Raw genomic sequence first — 16,375 nt, forward strand, 5'->3', positions numbered from 1 at the left:
GCCGCGGCGCCCGGCGAACGCGGCCGACGAGCGGTCGATGTGGAGCGACGAGGCGGCGCCGAGCCGACGCCGAACCGGAGGTCGGCCGACGCGTTCCGGCGGCGGTCGACATCGCGACGCCGCCGATGCCGTCGCGTGCGTCGCCGGTTTGCCGGAACCCGCTCGCGTCGTCGCGAACCCGGCCGACGACGGCGCCTCACGCCGACACGACGTCCGAGCGCGACGCGTGGACTCGACGTGAAGAGCACGCCGCTCGCTCGCCGCGAACCTCGCGTCGCCGGCCTTCGCTGCCGCTCGCACCGAGTCGCAGCGGCGCGGTCGAGACCGGCGCGGCGCGCCCCTTGGCGTGCTCGTCGAGGCAGCGGGCCGAGTCGTGAGCGATCGATGCGCGCAACGCGGCAGTGCCGAAAACAAGCGGTTTTTTGCGAGCCGGCGAATCGTCGCGACGGGCCGGCGATGCCGTCGACGAACGCCGGACGCGGTCGTCGGGTCGGTCGTCGCGGCTGGCGGAAAACGCTTTCCACTTCGGCGCGTTCGCACCGCGTGGAGGTGCGAACGCGGCGGCTTCGGCAGACGAACGGTCGTCGCCTCGCGCGCCGATGTTGCCGTTCGTCGGCGCCGCCGAGGTGCTGGCACACATGCTCGGCGACGTCGTTCGTCGCCGTCGTTCGAGCGAGCGAGTCGTCGCGTCGGCATGCTCGTCGCTCCGACGAGGCGGTCGTCGAACGTCGCCGGAGGCCGAAAACGGTTCGCGCAGTTTCGCGCAATTCGGCTTGTGCGACGCGAAATCCGCGGCCGTCGCGGACCGGAATTTTTTCTTCCGGATTCGCCTTCGCAGATCGCCTTCGACAGCCTCGCGCGGCGATGCGCGTTATCGAAAAAACTCCGCGCGAAAAAACATCGCATCGCCGAAACCCGCGCCACGCTTGGGTTTCAGCGATGTCGAAAGAAACGCGTCGCGAATCGGTCGGATGCGCGCGCGCGCACTCGGCGAACGCGTGCGCCGCCGATGCCGCCGCCGTCGGGGCGGGCGGCCCGGAAAAAAAATAGGCTCGGTTGTTGACAGTATGAAAAAGCGTGATTAGGTTTCGCCCAGCAGACGTTTCCTGCAGACGAGAGTGAGAAAACCCAGCGCGACAACATGCAGCACAAAACGGACCTCCGCCCGGACAGTCAAAACGGTGGACGCAGGATTCGCTTCCTCTGCAGAAATGTTGACCGCACTCTCTTCGCCGATGACATCCAAAACCCAGATGACATCGTTGGCGTCCTGTTCCAAGCAACCCGGTTCGCGTTCGGCGGGCCGGGTTTTTGTTTGGCCGCGCCCCTTTGCGGCCCCTTCCGTCCGCCTTCCGGGCGGATGCGCCATCGGTCCCGCCGCGCCTGCGGCCGGATGCGATCCCCGATCCGTTCCGGCGCGCAGTGCGCGTCGGCGGTTGCACGCGGGTCCGACTCCCGCGGCTCTGTCTTCACAGAGTCCCTTTCCACTGGGCTTACCGCACCACCACTGATCAATCCCTGATCACCACTGACGAGGAGCCATCACATGGCCGTTAAGAAAGCTGCTAAGAAGTCCGCCGCCAAGAAGGCGACGAAGAAGGCTGTCAAGAAAGCTGGCGCGAAGAAGGTTGCCAAGAAGGCCACCAAGAAGACCGCCAAGAAGGCAGCCAAGAAGACCGTGAAGAAGGCCGCCAAGAAGACCGCACGCAAGGCCACCAAGAAGACGGCCAAGAAGACTGCGAAGAAGGCGACCAAGAAGACTGCTAAGAAGGCAGCCAAGAAGGCGACCAAGAAGACCGCCAAGAAGGCTGTGAAGAAGGCCGCCAAGAAGACCGCCAAGAAGGCGGCTAAGAAGGCTCCGAAGAAGGCTGCCAAGAAGACTGCCAAGAAGGCCGCCAAGAAGACTGCTAAGAAGGCCGCCAAGAAGGCCCCGAAGAAGGCTGCCAAGAAGGCCCGCAAGTCCAAGGCTGCAGCTGCGTTGCCGGCCACCCCGGCTCCGCTGATCTAAATAAGAAAAACCCCGATTAAGCCGTAATCAAGCTCTCTCCCCGCAGCCCAGGCGGGGGGAGAGTTTTTTTTTGGGGTGAGCAAAGGCGCTTGCGAGCCACTGGCTCGCGCCTTTGCGAACGCCCGAGCGCTACGCGCGAGGGCCGGGCGGGCGAACAGTTCCAGCCGGGTCGGCTTTTGCTTTCGCGGACACCCGGCTGCCACACGCTGGGGCACCAAGAGCAAATCTCCCCCACCCCCTCTTTTCCAAAGAGGGGAGTGCTGGCGCTGGGGCGGGTGAGTGAGCGAAGACTTCCGGCGCCACAGGCTGACACCGTCGCGAACGTCGGAAGGCCGAACGGGCCATGGGCACCAAGAGCAAATCTCCCCCACCCCCTCTTTTCCAAAGAGGGGAGTGCTGGCGCTGGGGCGGGTGAGTGAGCGAAGACTTCCGGCGCCACAGGCTGACACCGTCGCGAACGTCGGAAGGCCGAACGGGCCATGGGCACCAAGAGCAAATCTCCCCCACCCCCTCTTTTCCAAAGAGGGGAGTGCTGGCGCTGGGGCGGGTGAGTGAGCGAAGACTTCCGGCGCCACAGGCTGACACCGTCGCGAACGTCGGAAGGCCGAACGGGCCATGGGCACCAAGAGCAAATCTCCCCCACCCCCTCTTTTCCAAAGAGGGGAGTGCTGGCGCTGGGGCGGGTGAGTGAGCGAAGACTTCCGGCGCCACAGGCTGACACCGTCGCGAACGTCGGAAGGCCGAACGGGCCATGGGCACCAAGAGCAAATCTCCCCCACCCCCTCTTTTCCAAAGAGGGGAGTGCTGGCGCTGGGGCGGGTGAGTGAGCGAAGACTTCCGGCGCCACAGGCTGACACCGTCGCAAACGTCCGAACGCCGAACGCGGGGCATGGCGCCAAGAGCAAATCTCCCCCAACCCTTCTTCTTCAAAGAGGGGAGCAGTGGCGTTGGGGTGGAGTGCTGACGTGGGGTCGGGCTCCCGTACCGGGTCTCGGAAGGCCCCTGCGATCACCGTCGGCCATCGCCCCTGTCCGTCGTCGCAACTCATTCCGCCCGCGTGCTTTCAGCCGTCATCCCCGCGAAGGCGGGGATCCAGAGACTTCAGACCCATGCCTCGGTGAAGCCCTGGATTCGACTCCGCCGAAGTAAAGCGGAGCCCGCCTGCGCGGGAACGACAGCAGGTGGTGCGGTAACTCTCCCAGCCGTCATCCCCGCGAAGGCGGGGATCCAGAGACTTCACCGTTCTGCCGTGGAAAGCCCCTGTCGTCGGACTCAGCCAAAGTTAGGTGGAGCCCGCCGTCTCGCAGTGACGACCGCCAGGCGGCGCATCTGCGCTCTCATGTCGCGCCGCCGCCTCTCGTCGGCGAGCTTGCCGCAACCGCTTCCGATCGCCTCAGCAGCGGTTAGGATCGGGCCTGGTCCAACGCCCGGGAAGCGCCATGAAAGCCTTGCTGAAGGGATTGCTGTATCTCGTCGTACTGCTTGCTCTGGTGTTCGTGGTCGGCGGCTTCCTGCTGCCGGACAAGACCCACGTCGAACGATCGATCGCGATCGACCGGCCGCCCGGCGAAGTCCACGCCATGCTCGATTCCTACAAGCGCTTCAACGAGTGGTCGCCGTGGTACGAGCTGGAGCCGACCGCGAAATACGTCTACAGCGGTCCCGAAGCCGGCGTCGGCGCGTCGCTTGCCTGGGAGGGCAAGAAGGTCGGCAAGGGCAGCCAGCGCATCGCCGAGTCGGTGCCGCAGCAGAAGGTCGTCAACGCGCTCGACTTCGACGGCACCCAGGCGGTCGGCACCTTCGACCTCAAGGCTGAGGGCGACGGTACCCGCGTGACCTGGTCGCTCGACAGCGCGCACGGCAACAATCTGGTCTCGCGCTGGTTCGGCCTGGTGCTCGACAAGATGGTCGGCAAGGACTACGACAAGGGCCTGGCCAAGCTCAAGCGGGTGCTCGAAGAACAGCCGCGCTGACGGCGAGCCTGTGATCGGCGGGCGGCCCACGTTCGGGGCGCATCGCGGCCGCGCCAGCGGGTTTGAAACTCGGTCGCGCCATCGACACGCACCCAGCTCGAAACGAAACGGGCCGCGGCATTGCCGCGGCCCGTTTCGTATCCGGCCACCGGCCACGCCGGTGGTGCGCTCGCGCCTCAGCGCGGCGCGGCGGTCGATTTCTGCGCGTTGCTGCCGTTGGGATCGCGCTGCTGGGTCGGGTTGGACTCGGCGGCGTACAGACCCGGGTCGTCGAAGCCGACATCGATCCAGCGCTCCGGCGGCAGGCCGATGGCGCGGTCGAGGATCGTCGGCAGCAAGCCGGTCGGCAAACCGCTTTCGCTGTTCCACAACAGGGCGATGCCGAGGTCGCGTTCGGGCAGCAGGGCGACCACGCCGCGATAACCCTGCACCGCGCCGGCATGGAACACCATGCGGTGGCCGGCGTAGTCGTAGACGCGCCAGCCCAGGGCGTAGCCGGCCGAGCTCAGGCGCTGACGTCGCCAGCTCGAACCGCGGATCTCGGTCGGGGTGTCTACCAAGGGCTGGTGCAGCGTCGCCAGCAAGGGCAGCGGCAGCACATCGGGACGGTGGCCGGTCTGCGCGATCAGCCACTGCGCCATGTCGCTGGCGCTGGCGTTGACGCCGGCGGCCGGGGGCAGTTGGTAATAGGTCGGCTTCGGCGTCAGCGAGGCCCAGCCGCCGCGAGCGCGCACGTGCGGCTTGGCCCAGCGCGCGCTGGCGGTGATGCCTTCCAGGCCGAGGCTGGCGTCGTTCATGCCGAGCGGCTTGAACAGGCGGCGCTGCACTTCCTGGCTGTAGAAGTCGCCGGTCGCGGCGAACACGACGTCGCCGATCAGGCTGAAGGCGATGTTCTGGTAGCCGTAGCAGGTGCCCGGCTGGCAGGTCATCGGCGCATAGGCCAGCTTCTGGGTCAGCACGCGGTAGTCGGCGTAGTTTTCCAGATCGCGGTCGTAGGTGTTGTGGGTCAGGCCGACGCGATGGCTGAGCAGGTCGGCGACGGTGATCTGGCGCGCGGCGTTCGGATCGACCAACTGGAAGCTGGGCATGTAGTCGACCAGCTTGCTGTCCCAACGCAGGGTGCCGTCGTTGACGAGCAGGCCGGTCAGAGTGCCGGCGAAGCTCTTCGACAGCGAGGCCAGGCGGAACACGGTGTGGGCGTCGATCGGCTCGGCGTTGCGCACGTCGGTGATGCCGTAGCCGCGCGCGCTGAGGACCTGGCCGTTGTGCACGACCGCCATGGCCATGCCGGGAATGCGTTGGTCGGCGACGAGCTGCTGCGCCATCGCCTCGAATTGGCGGACGTCGAAATCGCTGGCGAGCGGTAACACGCGGCCGGCGGCATTCTGCGCCGGGACGATGTGCTGGCCCGGCGCGAGCGTGCCGTCGAAACCTTGCGCGCGCGCGACCGGTGCCTGCGGCTGCGGACTCTGCCAGCGCAGGGAAGTTTGTGCGGTCGAACCCAGGGTCAAGGTCAGCAGGGCAGCGAGCGTGCCGAGGCGCCAGGGATTGAGTGACCGCCGGGGCGAGCCCGGATTCTTGTCGTGTTTCATCGGTCGCAGCGCCTGCGTGAGCCGGGTTACAACGATTCTAGCGCCGATCTCAGGGAATTGGACAACAAGCGCATTCAGGATTCTGATTTTTCAGGCTTTAATGGCCTCATGAACCGGCCTTGTCGCGGCCTGGTTCAGGAACTTGTCGGCGCAGGCGACGAGCGGTTGCGGTGGCCCGACTGCAGGCCGCCGCGGTGGTGCCGCGACGCCCCGATTCGCCCGCCACCTTGCCTCAGATGCGCCCGCTGATCAGGTCCGAGGCGCGCTCGGCGATCATCATCGTCGGCGCGTTGGTGTTGCCGCCGATCAGGCTCGGCATGACCGAGGCGTCGACCACGCGCAGCCCTTCGACCCCGCGCACGCGCAGCCGCGAGTCGACCACCGAGGCGGCGTCGTCGCCCATGCGGCAGGTGCCGACCGGGTGGTAGACACTCTCGGCCTTGGCGCGGACGAACTCGACCAGCTCGGCGTCGCTGAGTTCGTCGCGGGCCGGGAAGATCGGTGCGCCGCGATACGGGTCGAAGGCTTTCTGCGCGAACACGGTGCGCGAGAGCTTGGCGCACTCGAGCATCATCTTCAGGTCGAAGCCTTCCGCATCGCTCAGGTAGTTGGCTTCGATGCGCGCCTTGTCGCCGGCGCTGGCGCTGGCCAGGCCGATGCGGCCGCGGCTGCGCGGACGCAGGAAGCAGGCGTGGGCGGTGTAGCCGTCGCCGGGCAGTCGGTGGCGGCCGTGGTCGTCGAGCATGGCCGGGACGAAATGCATCTGGATGTCGGCGCGCTCGTCCGGCGCCAGCGCCGAACGCACGAAGGCGCCGGCTTCGGCGATGTTGCTGCTGCCCGGGCCGCTGTGGCCGCGCAGGTAATAGTCGAAGGCGATGCGCACATCGCTGACGCGGTCGTAGGTCACGCGTCGGGTCGAGTGCTGCAGGGTGCAGATGTCGAGATGGTCCTGCAGGTTCTGTCCGACCTGCGGCGCGTCGTGCAGCACTTCGATGCCGTGCCGGCGCAATTCCTCGGCCGGGCCGATGCCCGACAGCATCAGCAACTGCGGCGAATTGATCGCGCCGCCGCTCAGCAGCACCTCGCGCGTCGCGTGCTGATGATAGGCGCGGCCGCCGACGCTGTAGGTCACGCCGGTGGCGCGGCCGCGTTCGATGGTGATGCGGTTGACCAGGGCGCCGGTGACGATGTGCAGGTTGTGGCGTTCGCGCGCCGGGTCCAGGTAGGCGACCGCGCTCGAACAGCGCGCGCCGTTCTTCTGGGTCACCTGGTAAAGACCGAAGCCTTGCTGTTCCGGGCCGTTGAAATCCGGGTTGGCGGTATAGCCGGCCTGTTGTCCGGCTTCGATGAAGACGCCCGACAGCGGATTGGTGTAACGCAGGTCGGAGACGTACAGCGGGCCGTGACTGCCGTGCAGGGCGCTGTCGCCGCGGCTGTTGCGCTCGCTACGGCGGAAGTACGGCAGTACGTCGTTCCAGCCCCAACCGCTGGCGCCGGACGCGGCCCAGTCGTCGTAGTCGCCGGGCACGCCGCGGATGTAGCACATGGCGTTGATCGAGCTGGAACCGCCGAGCACCTTGCCGCGCGGCCACCACAGCACGCGCCGGTTGAGCTGCGCCTCCGGGGCGGTGTCGTAATCCCAGTTCACCCCTTTCTTGCCGACCAGCTTGGCCAGCCCGGCGGGCATGTGGATGAAGGGATGACGGTCGCGCGGACCGGCCTCGATCAACAGCACTCGGGCGTCGGGATCTTCGCTGAGGCGGTTGGCCAGCACGCAACCGGCCGAACCGGCGCCGACGATGATGTAGTCGAACTCTTGGGGCATTCTCGGGCTGCTCTGCATCGGTCGCTTTACCGTGCGGCGAACGTAAGCGCCAAAACTAGAGCATATGCTCCCAATGGCGATGTCGCAGCCGCCAGACGCCGTGCTGGCGGTGTGGGACGCCTTCGGCTACCGTGCCGGCAACGAACGGGGCCGGCGCTGTCCGGCACCGCCAGCGGCGAGGATACCGGGCCCGGCCCGGCCGCGCCGATGACCCGCCAACCGTCGGCCATGCCGGCAGTCCCACACGGAGCGACGGAATGTCGGCAGTCCAAGGCGCCAGCCTGCAGACCGGGCGCGTCCACAGCGGGGAATGGCGCGCGGTCGCGTTCTCGCTGGCGTATTTCTTCTGCGTGCTGACCGCGTACTACGTGATCCGCCCGGTCCGCGACCAGCTCAGCGCCGCGGTCGGTTCGACCCAACTGCCCTGGTTCTACGCGGCGACCTTCGTCGCGACGCTGGCGCTGACGCCGGTGTTCTCGGCCCTGGTCTCGCGCTACCCGCGTCGGGTGGTGGTGCCGCTGGTGTACGGCTTCTTCATCGCCTGCCTGCTCGCCTTCGTGCCCTTGTTTAGCGCCCATGGCGTGCTCAGCCCGCGCGCGCTAGGCACCGTGTTCTTCGTCTGGATCAGCGTGTTCAATTTGTTCGTGGTGTCGGTGTTCTGGAGTTTCATGACCGACATCTGGAGCGAGGGCCAGGCGCGGCGTCTGTTCCCGTTGATCGCGGTCGCCGGCACGCTCGGTTCGCTCGCCGGTCCGGTCCTGACCCGGTTGCTGGTCGGTGTGATCGGCGTGGCGCCGCTGCTGATGGTCTCGGCCAGCCTGCTCGGCCTGGCCTTGGTGTTCGTCGCTTTGCTCGGGCGCTGGTCGCGCATCCACGGCACTCGCCGCTTCGAGGCCTCGCACGAATCGGCGATCGGCGGCGGCATGCTCGACGGCCTCAAGCAGGTGTTCGCCAATCCCTTCATGCGCTCGATGGCGATCCTGCTGTTGCTCGGCGACTGGATCGGCACGGTCAACTACGGCCTGGTGGTGGACTACTCGAAGGCGACCTTCGTCGATGCGGTCGCGCGCACCCGTTTCGCCGCCGACTTGGACCTGATGACCAACATGATCGCGCTGGCGGCGCAGTTGCTGTTGACGCCTTGGTTGCTGGCGCGACGCGGCGCGGCCACGGTGATCGGGGTGTGGTCGGTGGTGACGGTGTCGATCCTGGCGTTGGTTGCGCTGGTCGCCGACCCGCATGCGCCGCTGACGCATTTGTTCCCGGGCTACGGCGCGCTGGTGGCGATGCTGCCGCAGGGCATGGCGGCGATGCTGCTGCCGATGCCGGCAGTGGCGATGGCGTTGGTGATCAGCCGTGGGCTCGCCTACGGCATGGTCGGCCCGGCCCGCGAAAGTCTGTTCAGCAGCGCCGCGCGCACCCTGCGCTACAAGGGCAAGAACGCGGTCGACACCGCCGCCTGGCGCTTCGGCGACGTCGCCGTGGCGACGGCGATGGTCGGCTTGCGCGGCGTCGGTGTCGGTGTCGCCGGCCTGGCCGGGATCAGCGCCGCGGTCGCCGCCGGCGCCGGCTTGATCGGTTGGAACGTCGCGCGCTGGGTGCAGCGTGGCGGCGCCTCGGACACCCAAGAGACCCCGAAAGCATGAAACGCGGTTGGCGGCCGTGGCCGCGCCAGTTGTGGCTGCAGCGCTTGTTCGTCGGCGTGGTCCTGTCCGGTGTCGGATGCTTCGCCTGGGGGTTCTTCTGGGAACCGCGGCAACTGGTCGAGCGCGATTACGAATTCCGCCTGCCGCACTGGTCGCGCGACTGCGATGGCCTGCGCATCGACGTGGTCGCCGACCTGCATACCGGCTCGCCGCACAACGGCCTCGACCGGCTAGACCATATCGTCGAGCGGCTGGTCGCGAGCGACGCGCAGGCGGTGTTGATGGCCGGCGACTACGTGATCCTCAGCGTGCTCGGCGGCACCTACATCTCGGCCGAGCGGATGGCGCCGCATCTGCGGCCCCTGACCGGACGCAAGCCGGTCTACGCCGTGCTCGGCAACCACGACTGGTGGAAGGACGGCGTGCAGGTGCGCGCCGCGCTGGAGTCGGCCGGGGTGATCGTGCTTGAAGACCAGGCGCAGGCGGTGCAGCTCGGCGCCTGCCGGGTGTGGATGGTCGGCATCGGCGACAAATGGGAAGCCGCCCACGACATCGACCGCGCCTTCGCCGGCGTCGCCGACGATGCGCCGGTGCTGGCCTTGACCCACAACCCCGACCTGTTTCCCGAGGTCCCGCCACGCGCGTCGTTGACCGTCGCCGGACACACTCATGGCGGCCAGGTACGCCTGCCGTGGATCGGCACCCCGGTGCTGCCGGCCGACCAACGCTATGCCGGTGGCTATCTGATCGAAGACGGCAAGTCCCTGTTCGTCTCGACCGGCATCGGCACCAGCATCCTGCCGGTCCGCTTCGGCGTGCCGCCTGAGATTTCGCGCTTGACGCTGCGCGCGGCCGTGCCAGGTCGGGAGCGACGCGCGCCCGATTGAGCCGTTGTCTCAAGCTGGGACTACGGACTTTCGATAGGCGTCAGCGGCAGTCGAGCAGCGGTGTCGTCGAATCGTCCGGCCGGACCGGACCGGACTGGACTGGACCGGACCGAGGACGGCGCCGGTCCGGACCGAGCGACAGGCGCCTCAGCGCGCGATGGCCTGCGGTTGCGGATCGTTCGGGCCGCGCAGGCTCTGCGCTTCCTGCGCCTGCGAGGTTTGTGCCTGGAGCTTGCTCAGTCCCTGCGAAACCTGCTCCATCGGCGGGGATTGCGCAGGATCGGAGCTGATATGAAAGCCGGGAGTATGGCCGCCGACCCAGATCTTGCCGCCCACCAGGCCGATCTCGTTCGAGTTCACTTTCGATGGGTCGGTCAGGCCGCCTTGCTTGGCCAGCAACATCGCATGCGCCACGGCATTGTCCGGCACGCTGGCCGGCAGCTTGTCGCGCAGCAGTTGGAAGTAGCCGTTGTCCGGGTGGCCGAGGTCGCGGAAATCGCGCGAGGCCGTTGCAGGTGCGCTCGCCGCGGTTGGGGTGACCGGTGCCGGGGACTCGGCCGGAGCAGGCACGGCTGGGGTCGGGCGGGCCAGGCTCGGACTGGTATCGGTAAAGCTCGGCGGCAATCTGAGGCCGGTAAGGCCCAGTTCCTTGAGGTTGACCTTGATCTCAGGTGCGGGGTGGCTGGGGTTGCCGACTCTGGCGGCGGCCAGGGTCTCGCTCTCTATCTTGTTGATGAGGGCCAGAGACCGCGGGCCGTAGACCTTCGGGTAGCCGTTGGCCTCGTAGAAATGCTCGCCGATGGCATCGACATTCGCCTTCGTCGCGGCGATCTTGCCGTTCTTGTCGATCGTCAGCCCGGCTTTCGGTGTGTACTTTTCCTTTCCCGGCGTGCCGCTGACATCGAAGTACTGCTCCATCTGGTTGGAGGAGTGAAACAACTTGTCGTAAAGCTGTTCCTTGCTGGCTTTCGGGTTTTCCCTGCGCACGTGCGCGGCCAGCACGTTGAACCCGGCGATCTGGTCGTTCGCCTCGCGCTTGCGGCTCTCGGTATCGCGGTCTTTGACGAGAGTCGTGTAATCGTGCGGCGCCGGACCTTCGGCGATCTTCCTGACCTTGTCCTCGAATGCTTTGTTGCCGTCGGCGATGGCCTGCTTGTTGACGGAGTGTTCGATCTCGTGGCCGAACACCAGCCGCAGCGTATTGGCGTTGCGGGGATTGGTGTCGGCGCTGTTGAGCATGTCCATCGGCAGCGCGATGGATTTGTCGACCGGATTGAAACCGCCCATGACGCCTCTGGAGCGCAGGGCAGGGTCGAGCGGTTTGATCGTGTCGAGGTTGCCGAGTTCGATCGACTTGACGATGCGCGCTTGCAACTCGGGCGTGGTCTTGAGCAGGTCGCGCAGGTTCTTGCCACCGGCTGCGTTGGCACTCTCGAAATCCGTGAGCATCGCTTCCAGTTTTTCGGCGGGCGTGGCCATGGCGGGCTCCTTCAGGCCTGGGTGCTGACGGCGAGACTGGAAATGCAGGCTCGACCTTGCTCAGGGTCCTTATTGCCGTGGGTGTAGATCGCCACTTCGACCTTTCCGCGAACGAAGCTCCAGGGCTCGACCCCGCGGTAGCCGAAGCCGGGGTCGCTGCCGTCGCTGCTCGGCAAGCTCTGGGCCTGGAAGCCCGCCGAGGTCAATGCCTGGCTGTAGTCCTTGAAGTCCATGCTGCAAATCGGTGCGATGTCGACGGCGCCTTGGGCCTGGCTCAGGAAGCGGAAATCCAGCCGCGTGGGTTTTTCCCCCTGCCTGTACGACACCGAGGTCAGGCTGTACGACCACTCGTTCGTCAGCGCGCCGCCGAAGCCGTATTCGGTGCGGTCCTCGGAATGGATCTCGACCTTGATGCCGGTCTGCTTTTCGATGTTCTCGGGAGAGAGGTCCTGGGCACCGTGAATGCTGTCGATCAGTTTCAGCACGCGCTTGCCGATTTGTTCGGCATCGAGCCGAGCGCTGTCGGCGAGGGTCGGCGATTGCGTGGTCATGGCGGCATTCTCCTTGGCCGATGCCTGGGGCTGGGGCGTGGTGGTGCAGGATGCGGTCAGTGCGCAGAACATCAGTGTGCAGAACAGGGCCGGAAGCAGGCCGGCTCGAGCGGCGGTCGCTGCGGTCGCGCGCATGGGCATCCTCCGTTGATGCGATGGGGAATCCGCAGGCTACTGCCGCGGTGCCCCCTGGACAATCGAACCGGCGCCGAAACCGTGTTTTTCGGACGGCCGATTCAGGCTTTTCCTACAAATCACGCACATCGGCACGGAAACGACGGCCGGCTTCGCCGAGCTCGTTCAGGCCCAGGGGCGTTCGCTCGATCCGTTTGGGAACCGGACTGCGTCCCCGATCACGGCTTGCGTACGCCGAGGCTCGGAGCGTCCCCACCATGCCGAAGGTCGGTATGACCATCCGCAGGGGCCGCGCGCGGGTCCCGCGGCTAGTTTGAGCGGGGGAACGGGAGCAGCGACGATGCGCAAGCCGAGCGGGCACGACGGGGGTGGACGCGTATCCGCGTCGTTCGCCACGCGCTGTGCTCGTGCCGATGCGATCAGGGCACGGACATGAGCGCTGCGTCTGCCAATGCGCATCCGAGCCGGCGCCTGTCTTCGAATGCGCCGCTGTGGTGGTCGCTGCTGTACTTCTTCAGCCTGCTCTGCGGCTATTACGTGTTGCGGCCGGTGCGCGATGCGATGGGCGCTTCGGCCGATGCGGCCACGGTGTTTCCGCAGGCGATGATCGCCTGGGCCCAGGCGCACGGTCTGCAGCTCAAGGACTTCGTGCTGCAGGTGTTGTTCACCTGCACCTTCGTGACCATGCTGGCCTTGCAGCCGGTCTACGGCGCCCTGGTCGCGCGATTCCCGCGGCGGGTGTTTCTGCCGGTGGTCTACGTGCTGTTCATCGCCTGCCTGCTGGCCTTCCACTGGGCGTTCAATGCCGGCGTGCCCGGGCGGGGCATGGTGTTCTTCGTCTGGACCGCGGTGTTCAACCTGTTCGCGGTGACCGTGTTCTGGAGTTACATGGCCGACGTGTTCGACGATGCCCAGGCGCGTCGTTTGTACGGCTATATCGGCGCGGGCGGCACCGCCGGCGCGGTGCTCGGGCCGATCCTGACCCAGTGGCTGGTGCAGCCCTTGGGCGTGGCCAATCTGTTGTTGGTCTCGGTGGCGTTCCTGTCGATCTGCGTGCTGTGCATCGTGCGCCTGCGGCCGTGGGCGATCCGGCGCGAACGCGAGCACGGCCTCGACAGCGGCGAGGGCGCGATGGGCGGCTCGATCTGGGCCGGCCTCAAACTGGTCTGGCAGCGACCGGTGTTGCGGGCGATGGCGATCACCCTGTTCTTCAGCGTCGGCGCGGCGACCTTGCTCTACAACCAGCAGGCGGCGATCGCGCGCGAGTTCTATCCCAGCGCCGAGGCCGCGACGCGCTATTTCGCCCGCATCGACAGCGCGGTCAATCTGCTTGCGATCCTCACTCAGTTGCTGCTGACCCGCTGGCTGTTGAATCGCCACGGCGTCGCCCCGGCCTTGTTGATGCCGGGGCTGACCTTATTGCTCGGCTTCGGCGTGCTGCTGGCCTCGCCGTTGCCGGTGATGGTCGCGATTGTGCAGGTGCTGCAGCGCGCCGGCGAGTTCGCCCTGGCCAAGCCGGCCCGCGAGACCTTGTACACGCGGGTCGACCGGCCCTCGCGCTACAAGGGCAAGGCGGTGATCGACACCGCGGTGTTCCGCGGCACCGACCTGGCCTTCGTCTGGATCCACAAGGGCGTGGCCCTGTTCGGCACCCAGGCCGTATTCGCGGCCGGCGTGCTCGCCGCCGCCGGCATGACCGCGAGCGCCTGGAGCATCGTGCGAGCCCAGCGCGGCCTGCCGGGTGCCGCCTCGAATCTTCCTTCCGATATCCGCTCTCTACGAGGTGAAGCATGAAAACCAGTCGTCGTGATTTCCTGGTGGCCGGCGCGGCCGGTGCCGGGCTGCTTGCCTTGCCGTCGTTCGCACGCAGCCTACGCAAGCCGGCGCCGCTGAAACTGCTCGTGCTCGGCGGCACCGGTTTTCTCGGCCCGCATTTCGTCGAGGCTGCGCGCAAGCACGGCCACAGCCTGACCCTGTTCAATCGCGGCAAGACCAATCCCGGCAAGTTCTCCGGCGAGCAGTTCAGCGACATCGAGCAACTGCATGGCGATCGCAAGACCGACATGAAGGCGCTGGAAGGCGAGCGGCGGTGGGACGCGGTGCTGGACACTTCCGCGTATTTGCCGGCGGACGTGACGCGCTCGGCCAAGTTGCTGGCGCCGAGGGTGAAGCAGTACGTGCTGGTGTCGACGATCTCGGTCTACGCCAAGAACGATGCGCCCAGCGACGAGAATTCGCCGCTCGCGGTGCTGGCCGATCCCGACGTCACCGAGGTCACCGGCGAAACCTACGGCGGCCTCAAGGCCCTGTGCGAGCAAGCCGCCGAGCGCGAACTGCCCAAGCGCACCACCGTGGTTCGTCCGGGGCTGATCGTCGGTCCCGGCGACACCACCGATCGTTTCACTTATTGGCCGGCGCGCGCCGACCGCGGCGGCGAGATCCTCGCGCCCGGCAGCGCGCAGGACCCGACCCAGTTCATCGACGTGCGCGATCTGGCGGCGTTCCTGCTGGCGACGATCGAGCACGGCCACTTCGGCATCTATAACGCCGATGCCGCGCCCGGCGCCCTGAGCATGGGCGCGGTGCTGGCCGAATCGCAGCGCGCGGCCAAGGCGAAGTCGACCGTCACCTGGGTGCCGGCGGATTTTCTCGAAGCGCAGAAGGTGGCGCCATGGCAGGACATGCCGGCCTGGATTCCGGCGCGCGGCGAGTACGCCGGCTTCGGCCGCACGTCGGTGGCGAAGGCGCGCGCGGCCGGCCTGAGCTATCGGCCGCTGCGCGAGACCGTGCGCGACACGCTCGCTTATTGGCAGGGTCTGCCGGCCGAACGCCGCGCCAAGCCCAAGGCCGGGATCGCGCCGCAACGCGAGGCGGAGGTGTTGAAGGCCTGGCATGCGAGCGCAGACGCGGCGAAGGGGAAGGAGTAGGAGTAGGAGAAGTGAGTGCGGAGGAGTGAGAAATGAGCGAAAGCCGGCCGCCCGGGGCTTTACTCGTTCCTCACTCCTCGTTCCTCACTCCTTGGCGCCGACTCCCCCAGCTGCGCGGCGCCGGGCCGAGGCCTTATGCTGCGGTTCCGACACTCGCCTTAGCCTAGGAGCCAGCCGATGCACTGGATCGCCGTCGCCCTGATCGTTCTGGTCGCGCTGCTGCACCTGTACTTCATGGTCCTGGAGATGTTCCTGTGGACCCGGCCGCTCGGGCTCAAGGTGTTCCGTCAGAGCCTGGAGAAGGCCGAGCAGTCGAAAGTGCTGGCGGCGAACCAGGGTCTCTACAACGGTTTCCTCGCCGCCGGCCTGATCTGGTCGCTGCTGTGCACGCGCCAGGACGTCGCCTTGTTCTTCCTGGCCTGTGTGGTGATCGCCGGCGTGTACGGCGCGGCCACGGTCAATCGCCGCATCTTCTTCATCCAGGCCTTGCCGGCCTTGCTCGGCTTTCTCGCGGTGTGGCTGCACTGAGCGCGCTCGCCGCCTGGCGCGACACGGCCTGCCGGCTGCGGGCAGGCCGAATCCGTTTTGCGACCTCAGCCGCGCAGGATCGAATCGCCCGCGGCGAGGCGCCTGAGCACGCGGTCTTCGTCGAGCACGACGAACTCGTCGATGTCCTGGCCTTCGCGTTCGTCCGCGTCCAGGCCGTCCCATTCCTCGCGATCGAGCACGCCGTCGTCGACGAGTTCGCTGAGGCTGTGCGGAGGCAAGGGCAGGGGTTGCTCGTCGACGATGACGTAGGCGCTGGTACGCGCCACGCGCAGGCCGTCGGCGCGGTCGAGGGTCAACCAGCCGGCATCGCCGGACAGCAGCACCGGCGCCTGCACCGCGCCGGCGACATGGGCGGTGCTGTCGCGGAGGTCGGCGACCACGGCTTCGCTCGCGATCAGATCGCCGGTGACGACCAGATGGAAATCCTGGGCCACGACCAGGTTGCGGCAACGCAGGTCGCCGAGCACGATCAAGGCGCCGTGGTCGTGCTCGCCGGTGCCGATGACCGCATTGCCGGCGAGGTCGAGCGAGCCTTCGACGATCAGAAAGGCTTGGCTGGGGCGCCAGGCCGCGGCGGACGAGGCCTGGCCCCGGATCGAGGCCCAGTCGACATCCATAGCCAATAGCTCCCGTGCCTGAGTGGCGGCGGCGCCCTCGCCGATCAGCGGCAGGCGTTCGATCAATTCTCGTGCGGGAGACGACATCGTTGCGTTCCTTCGACAGGTGCGGGTCCGTGCGCGGCGGGACTGCATGCCGGGAAGCGGCTGCCGATGCGGCGCCGGAGAAGCGCGCAATGCCATCGG

At 67.2% G+C, this 16,375-nt stretch carries 14 protein-coding genes; 7 read left to right on the top strand and 7 right to left on the bottom strand.

All coding sequences use genetic code 11. The features are described 5' to 3' along the window. Positions 1-196: 196 nt before the first annotated feature. Together ACKN61_RS06495 and ACKN61_RS06500 are read right to left on the bottom strand one after the other, a co-directional pair. Positions 197-640, bottom strand: coding sequence for a hypothetical protein (locus tag ACKN61_RS06495; protein WP_408952794.1), 444 nt, complete (start codon positions 638-640; stop codon positions 197-199). 441 nt (positions 641-1,081) lie between these two features. Then, the gene (locus ACKN61_RS06500; RefSeq protein WP_057917171.1) at positions 1,082-1,279 is read right to left on the bottom strand and encodes a hypothetical protein; all 198 of its coding nucleotides are present in this window, start codon (positions 1,277-1,279) and stop codon (positions 1,082-1,084) included. Positions 1,280-1,546: 267 nt separating this feature from the next. Between ACKN61_RS06500 and ACKN61_RS06505 the strand changes: the two genes are divergently transcribed. Together ACKN61_RS06505 and ACKN61_RS06510 are read left to right on the top strand one after the other, a co-directional pair. Next, positions 1,547-2,008 (top strand): hypothetical protein, encoded by a 462-nt coding sequence (locus ACKN61_RS06505; protein ID WP_031373057.1) that lies wholly within the window; start codon positions 1,547-1,549, stop codon positions 2,006-2,008. 1,439 nt (positions 2,009-3,447) lie between these two features. Further along, complete coding sequence (locus tag ACKN61_RS06510) at positions 3,448-3,981, top strand: SRPBCC family protein (RefSeq protein ID WP_408952795.1); 534 nt, start codon at positions 3,448-3,450, stop codon at positions 3,979-3,981. Positions 3,982-4,157: 176 nt separating this feature from the next. On the opposite strand, the gene ACKN61_RS06515 is transcribed toward ACKN61_RS06510, so the two are convergent. Together ACKN61_RS06515 and ACKN61_RS06520 are read right to left on the bottom strand one after the other, a co-directional pair. Further along, complete coding sequence (locus ACKN61_RS06515; RefSeq protein ID WP_408952796.1) at positions 4,158-5,573, bottom strand: serine hydrolase domain-containing protein; 1,416 nt, start codon at positions 5,571-5,573, stop codon at positions 4,158-4,160. Between the two features lie 232 nt (positions 5,574-5,805). Continuing rightward, complete coding sequence (locus tag ACKN61_RS06520; RefSeq protein ID WP_408952797.1) at positions 5,806-7,398, bottom strand: GMC family oxidoreductase; 1,593 nt, start codon at positions 7,396-7,398, stop codon at positions 5,806-5,808. Between the two features lie 257 nt (positions 7,399-7,655). On the opposite strand from ACKN61_RS06520, the gene ACKN61_RS06525 reads away from it, so the two are divergent. Both ACKN61_RS06525 and ACKN61_RS06530 read left to right on the top strand, forming a co-directional pair. Further along, entirely contained in the window at positions 7,656-9,044 is a 1,389-nt protein-coding gene (locus ACKN61_RS06525; RefSeq protein WP_408952798.1) for an NTP/NDP exchange transporter, read from the top strand. Next, a complete protein-coding gene (locus ACKN61_RS06530; RefSeq protein WP_408952799.1) occupies positions 9,041-9,931 on the top strand; it encodes a metallophosphoesterase in 891 nt (296 codons plus the stop codon). Before ACKN61_RS06525 ends, ACKN61_RS06530 begins: the two co-directional genes overlap by 4 nt. Positions 9,932-10,078: 147 nt before the next feature. Here ACKN61_RS06530 and ACKN61_RS06535 read toward each other — a convergent pair whose 3' ends face one another. Continuing rightward, entirely contained in the window at positions 10,079-11,410 is a 1,332-nt protein-coding gene (locus tag ACKN61_RS06535) for a hypothetical protein (protein ID WP_408952800.1), read from the bottom strand. 11 nt (positions 11,411-11,421) lie between these two features. Next, positions 11,422-12,096, bottom strand: coding sequence for a hypothetical protein (locus tag ACKN61_RS06540; RefSeq protein WP_408952801.1), 675 nt, complete (start codon positions 12,094-12,096; stop codon positions 11,422-11,424). A gap of 432 nt (positions 12,097-12,528) precedes the next feature. Here ACKN61_RS06540 and ACKN61_RS06545 point away from each other — a divergent pair, with 432 nt between their 5' ends. The 3 genes from ACKN61_RS06545 to ACKN61_RS06555 all read left to right on the top strand — a co-directional run bounded on the left by ACKN61_RS06545 (position 12,529) and on the right by ACKN61_RS06555 (position 15,551). Further along, entirely contained in the window at positions 12,529-13,890 is a 1,362-nt protein-coding gene (locus ACKN61_RS06545; protein WP_408952802.1) for an NTP/NDP exchange transporter, read from the top strand. Further along, positions 13,887-15,023, top strand: coding sequence for an NAD-dependent epimerase/dehydratase family protein (locus ACKN61_RS06550; protein WP_408952803.1), 1,137 nt, complete (start codon positions 13,887-13,889; stop codon positions 15,021-15,023). The genes ACKN61_RS06545 and ACKN61_RS06550 overlap by 4 nt, the downstream gene beginning before the upstream one ends. 177 nt (positions 15,024-15,200) lie before the next feature. Further along, the gene (locus tag ACKN61_RS06555) at positions 15,201-15,551 is read left to right on the top strand and encodes a DUF1304 domain-containing protein (protein WP_408952804.1); all 351 of its coding nucleotides are present in this window, start codon (positions 15,201-15,203) and stop codon (positions 15,549-15,551) included. A 65-nt stretch (positions 15,552-15,616) separates the two neighbouring features. Here the strand turns inward: ACKN61_RS06555 and ACKN61_RS06560 are convergent, their stop codons facing one another. Then, positions 15,617-16,276: a polymer-forming cytoskeletal protein gene (locus ACKN61_RS06560; protein ID WP_408952805.1), complete on the bottom strand. Its 660-nt coding sequence runs from the start codon at positions 16,274-16,276 to the stop codon at positions 15,617-15,619. Positions 16,277-16,375 lie beyond the last annotated feature (99 nt).

The organism is Lysobacter sp. Hz25, from assembly GCF_046097045.1.
In the GTDB taxonomy this organism is placed as follows: domain Bacteria; phylum Pseudomonadota; class Gammaproteobacteria; order Xanthomonadales; family Xanthomonadaceae; genus Lysobacter; species Lysobacter antibioticus_B.